The organism is Brevundimonas diminuta ATCC 11568 (assembly GCF_000204035.1).
Lineage (GTDB): Bacteria > Pseudomonadota > Alphaproteobacteria > Caulobacterales > Caulobacteraceae > Brevundimonas > Brevundimonas diminuta.
Genome location: NZ_GL883086.1, coordinates 2,245,696 through 2,251,096, shown reverse-complemented (window position 1 = coordinate 2,251,096; position 5,401 = coordinate 2,245,696). Strand labels below are relative to the sequence as shown.

Genomic DNA, 5,401 nt, shown 5'->3' with positions numbered 1-5,401 from the left:
CAGGCCGATCTGGGGCTGGCCGGTCCGGCCGAGGAGATGGCGGAGGCCGGGGCGGACGAGGCCGACATCGTCGAGGCGCTGGGCGAGGGCCTGATGCGCGCCCGCGCCCGAGACGCGGCGGCGGGACGCAGCCTGTTCGGGCCGCACCGCTCGGACCTGACGGCCCTGCACCGCGAGAAGAACCGCCCCGCCGCCGAGGGGTCGTCCGGCGAGCAGAAGGCCCTGGTGCTGAACCTGATCCTGGCCCAGGTGGCGCGTCTGGCGGATCAGCCCGCGCAGCCGGTCTTGCTGCTGGACGAGGCGCCCGCCCACCTCGACGAAGCCCGCCGCGCCGCCCTGTTCGACGAGATCGAGGCGCTGAAGCTGCAGGCCTTCATGACCGGCACCGAGCGCCCGCTGTTCGCGGCGCTGGAGGGGCGCGCGCAGTTCGTGGCGGTGGAAGGCGGCGGCCTGTCCGTCTAGGGCTTAAAGGCTCGCTTTTCCCGTCGAATTTCCTATATATCGAGGACTTCGGGGCGCGCTGATTTGCGCCCCTGAGACGGGCGGTCGAAGGGCCGCCTCTTCCCTGTCCGTCCACGGACCCTGAGCCGACGTTTTCATGACCGAACAGACTGCTCCCTCGCCTGAGTACGGCGCCGATTCCATCAAGGTTCTCAAAGGCCTGGACGCGGTGCGCAAGCGCCCCGGCATGTATATCGGCGACACGGACGACGGCTCGGGCCTGCACCACATGGTCTATGAGGTGGTGGACAACGCCATCGACGAGGCCCTGGCCGGCCACGCCGACCTGGTGACGGTCACCCTGAACGAGGACGGTTCGGTCACTGTGACCGACAACGGGCGGGGCATCCCGACCGCCATCCACGCCGAGGAAGGCATTTCCGCCGCCGAGGTCATCATGACTCAGCTGCACGCCGGCGGTAAGTTCGACCAGAACTCCTACAAGGTGTCCGGCGGCCTGCACGGCGTGGGCGTGTCCGTGGTCAACGCCCTGTCCGACTGGCTGGAACTGGTCATCTATCGCGACGGCAAGAAGCACAGCGTCCGCTTCGAGCGCGGCGAGACCGTGCGCTCGCTGGCCGTCGTCGGCGACGCGCCGATGCGCGAGGACAAGGGCCGTCTGCTGACCGGCACCGAGGTCACCTTCTTCCCTTCGGTCACGACCTTCAGCCACATCGATTTCGACCTGAAGACGCTGGAGCACCGCCTGCGCGAGCTGGCCTTCCTGAACTCGGGCGTGGTCATCAAGCTGTCGGATCATCGCGGCGCTGAGCCGATCGAGATCATGCTGCACTATGAGGGCGGCGTCGAAGCCTTCGTGCGCCACCTCGACAAGTCCAAGACCCCGATCCTGAAGGACGTCATCGTCATTCGTGGCCAGAAGGACGGCATCGAGCTGGACCTGGCCCTGTGGTGGAACGACAGCTACCACGAGACCATGCTGTGCTTCACCAACAACATCCCGCAGCGGGATGGGGGCACCCACCTGTCGGCCTTCCGCGCCTCGCTGACCCGCGTCATGGGCAGCTATATCGAGAGCTCGGGCCTGGCCAAGAAGGAGAAGGTCGCGCCGACCGGCGAGGACGCCCGCGAAGGCCTGACCTGCGTCCTGTCGGTCAAGGTGCCGGACCCCAAGTTCAGCTCCCAGACCAAGGACAAGCTGGTCTCGTCCGAGGTGCGCCCGGCGGTCGAAAGCCTGTGCTCGGAAGGTCTGGCGACCTGGTTCGAGGAACACCCGGTCGAAGCCAAGATGATCGTGTCCAAGATCATCGAGGCGGCCTCGGCGCGCGAAGCCGCCCGCAAGGCGCGCGACCTGACGCGGCGCAAGTCGGCGCTGGAAATCTCCAGCCTGCCCGGCAAGCTGGCCGACTGTCAGGAACGCGATCCGGCCAAGTCCGAACTGTTCATCGTCGAGGGCGATTCCGCCGGCGGCTCGGCCAAGCAGGCGCGCAACCGCGAGAACCAGGCCGTCCTGCCCCTGCGCGGCAAGATCCTGAACGTCGAGCGCGCGCGCTTTGACCGGATGCTGTCGTCGGACCTGATCGGCACCCTGATCCTGGCGCTGGGCACCGGCATCGGCCGCGACGACTTCAACGCCGACAAGCTGCGCTATCACAAGATCATTCTGATGGCCGACGCCGACGTCGACGGCGCCCACATCCGCACCCTGCTGCTGACCTTCTTCTATCGTCAGATGCCGGAGCTGATCGAGCGCGGCCACGTCTACATCGCCCAGCCGCCGCTCTATAAGGTCTCGAAGGGCAAGCAGCACCGCTACGTCAAGGACCAGGCGGAGATGGACGCCTATCTGATCGAGGAAGGCAGCGCCGAGGCCGCGCTGGAGCTGGCCTCGGGCGAGGTGCGCGCCGGACGTGACCTGCAGGAGCTGGTGCGCGAGGCCAAGGGCTTCAAGGCGCTGGTCGATCGCCTGGCGACGCGGGCTCCGGCTTTCGCCATCGAACAGGGCGCCCTGGCCGGTCTGTTCAGCGAGAACGCCGGCGAGCTGGCCGACCGCGCCGCGCGTGCGGCCGAACGGCTGAACCTCTACGCCGAGGAAGGCGACGGCCCGTGGAGCGGCGAACTGGCCGCCCAGGGCGGGGTGGCGTTCAACCGCGTACGCCGCGCCGTCAGCGAGACCATCGTGCTGGACGAGGTGCTGGGCCGCTCGCTGGACGCCCGCCGTCTGGCCGAACGCGCCGTCGCCTTCGACGGCCTGTTCTCGGCCCCGGCCGTCTATCGCCGTAAGGACAAGACCACAACCATCCGCGGTCCGCTGGACCTGCTGGCGGCCGTGCTGGACGCAGGCAAGAAGGGCATCGCCATCCAGCGCTACAAGGGCCTGGGCGAGATGAACCCGGAACAGCTGTGGGAGACGACGTTGGACGCCAACGCCCGCACCCTGCTGCAGGTGAAGGTGGAGCATGGCGACGACGCCGACGACCTGTTCGCCAAGCTGATGGGCGACGTGGTCGAGCCGCGCCGCGAGTTCATCCAGGACAACGCCCTGGACGCCGCCGTCGACGCCTGATCGCGGGGACTGCGCGCGACGCCGTCAGGCGCCGCGGCGGTCCTGCTCGACCCGGTTTCGGCCGTTCTGCTTGGCGCGGTAGAGGGCGTCGTCGGCCGCCTTGATCAGATAGTTCTCGTCCGGGTGGCCCCGGTGTGCGGCGACGCCGATCGAGGCCGTGATGCTGAAGGGGGGCAGGCCCGCCGCCGCGATCGGCTTGGCCGCCAGGGCCAGGCGCATCCGTTCGGCGATGGTCGCGGCCTGGTGCAGGCTGGTTTCGACCAGGACCACCAGGAACTCCTCGCCGCCGTAGCGGAAGACGAAGTCGCTGGGCCGCACGTTCTCGGTCACGGCCTCGGCCACCTGGCGCAGCACCTCGTCGCCGACCGGATGGCCGTGCGTGTCGTTGATCCGCTTGAAGTGGTCCACGTCCAGCAGCAGCACCGACAGGGGGGTGTGGTTGGCGTTGGCGAAGCCGATCTCGCGGCTCAGGATCGACGACAGGAAGCGCCGGTTCAGGGCGCGGGTCAGCGGGTCGCGGCCGCCCTCCATGCCCGCCAGGCCCTGGAACATCTCGTTCAGCAGGAAGGCGACTTCCTCGACGGCGGCCTCCAGCGCCTTCAGCGGCGCGGCCAGGTCGGCCGGGATCGCGTCGGGGGTGAAGCGCGGCAACAGCTCCGTATCGATCCGCTCCATGGTCGCGTTCAGCCGCGTCAGATGGGGCGAGCCGTCGAACAGGAAGTCGGCCCGGTGCCGAATCCACAGGCCGAACGGCGAGGCGCCCAGGGCGCCCGCCCCGTCGACGCCGCCCGAGGCGAGGATGCGGAAGAGGGTCTTCTGGCTCCATTCCATCAGGCCCGCGCGTTGGCTTTCGCGCTCGAAATGGATGTCCTGATCCAGGGAGAAGAGACGGTAGGCTTCGTCCAGGCGCGCGCGGTTGCTGGCGCCCTTCTCATAGGACTGGCTCATCAGGCGCAGGGCGTGGTCGATGCGTTGGCCGGCCAGCCGCAGCAGGCCGAAGGCCGCCGCGTCGCCAGCCAGGTCGTCCGCCAGCCGGGCCTTCAGCACGGCGGCGCCGGCCATGACCAGATGCATCGGAATCTTGATGCGGGCGTGGACCTCGCCGATCTTGGTCTGGCGGGCGATGAAGGCGGCGTCGCGCGTGTCTAGATTCGGGGCGAACAGGTCGATCAGCCATCGACGCAGGGACGGGCTGAGGCGTTCCTGGACGATGGAGTGATGCAGGAAGGTCTGGGCGTCCGGGTCGTTGAGCAGCACCTGATAGAAGGCGGCCACCATGGCGTCGGCGTTGGCGTTCAACAGCGCGCGCAGACGCTCCAGGCTCTGCGGATCGAGTGAGGGTTCAGAAACGCAGGACGGGGTGGCGACGGCGGACGTCGGGTTGGGCAAGGCGGCGACTCTGACTGTTTACACTACAGGTTCGGCCGCCTGGGCGTCGCCTCAGGCGCTGAGGGTGAGCAAGAGCCGCCCGAACCAGGGGCGTGCGCCCCTAGGCGAGCCGATAGACGCCGCACCCCGCTCCGGCAAGGGGCGGGGCGCCTTGCGCCGCCGCTTTAGCGCGGCCGCCCCGCCTCGATGAAGGCGCGGATGGACGGGTAGATGGTCGTGCTGCGCTGGCCGTCGCAGAGCATGTCCTTGATGTAGGAATCCAGCGAGTTCTTGGCGATGGCGTCGAAGTCGTAGCCGTCGTCGATGCGCTCCTGCTCCGCGCCGTCCGGGCCGTAGAGAACCTCCACTCCCGGCTTGGACTGGTTGGCGCTGCAGCGGATGCTGATCTGGCCGGCGGAATAGGACAGGTCGTCGGTCGCGCCCGACGCCGGCACGCGCGCCAGCAGGGCCGTGCGTGCGCCGTCCCCTTCGGTGATGGAATCCACGTCCAGCATGAAGACCGTGGCCGAACTGCGCGAGACGACGTGCCAGCTTTCGGCCAGGGCGGGTGAAGCGGCCAGAGCGGCGACGGCGGCTATGGCGATGACGATTGGTTTCATAGCATCCTCCCCAGGAAGGAACCGAGTTCACTCCTGTTGGAGAAAAAACACAATGGCCCAGCCGTGCGCCCGCCCTGGTCGAGGTTTCGCCGTTATCGCGGGGCAGGCTGACGTGATGCGCCATTCGCTCCGTTTCGCCCTTGTTCCCGCTGTTGCGGCCGGCGCCCTGATGAGCGTCTCGGTCGGGGCCGCCCCCGTACAGGCCGCGAGCCCGGCGGCCGCGCCCGCCGCGGCGCCGTTCCAGTCGTCGCGCATCCTGGTCGAGACGAAGGGCCACGGGCCGGACGTGGTGCTGATCCCCGGCCTGGCCTCGACCTCGGCGGTCTGGGCGCGCACGGCGGCGGCGCTGGAAGGGCGTTACCGCGTGCATCTGGTGACGGTGCGC

5 protein-coding genes are annotated in these 5,401 nt (G+C 68.8%); 3 read left to right on the top strand and 2 right to left on the bottom strand.

Annotation, left to right across the window (positions count from 1 at the left end; genetic code table 11):
• On the top strand, positions 1-462 hold a 462-nt coding region (locus tag BDIM_RS14820), incomplete at its 5' end, for a DNA recombination protein RecF (protein WP_040346351.1).
• A 136-nt stretch (positions 463-598) separates the two neighbouring features.
• Positions 599-3,028, top strand: a complete 2,430-nt coding sequence (gene gyrB, locus BDIM_RS14815) for a DNA topoisomerase (ATP-hydrolyzing) subunit B (RefSeq protein WP_003166399.1) — start codon at positions 599-601, stop codon at positions 3,026-3,028.
• Between the two features lie 24 nt (positions 3,029-3,052).
• On the opposite strand, the gene BDIM_RS14810 is transcribed toward gyrB, so the two are convergent.
• Both BDIM_RS14810 and BDIM_RS14805 read right to left on the bottom strand, forming a co-directional pair.
• Positions 3,053-4,417, bottom strand: a complete 1,365-nt coding sequence (locus tag BDIM_RS14810) for a diguanylate cyclase (RefSeq protein WP_003166398.1) — start codon at positions 4,415-4,417, stop codon at positions 3,053-3,055.
• A gap of 164 nt (positions 4,418-4,581) precedes the next feature.
• The gene (locus BDIM_RS14805; RefSeq protein WP_003166397.1) at positions 4,582-5,016 is read right to left on the bottom strand and encodes a hypothetical protein; all 435 of its coding nucleotides are present in this window, start codon (positions 5,014-5,016) and stop codon (positions 4,582-4,584) included.
• A gap of 115 nt (positions 5,017-5,131) precedes the next feature.
• On the opposite strand from BDIM_RS14805, the gene BDIM_RS18165 reads away from it, so the two are divergent.
• Positions 5,132-5,401, top strand: a 270-nt coding sequence (locus BDIM_RS18165) for an alpha/beta fold hydrolase (RefSeq protein ID WP_428829101.1), incomplete at its 3' end; no start/stop codon positions are given.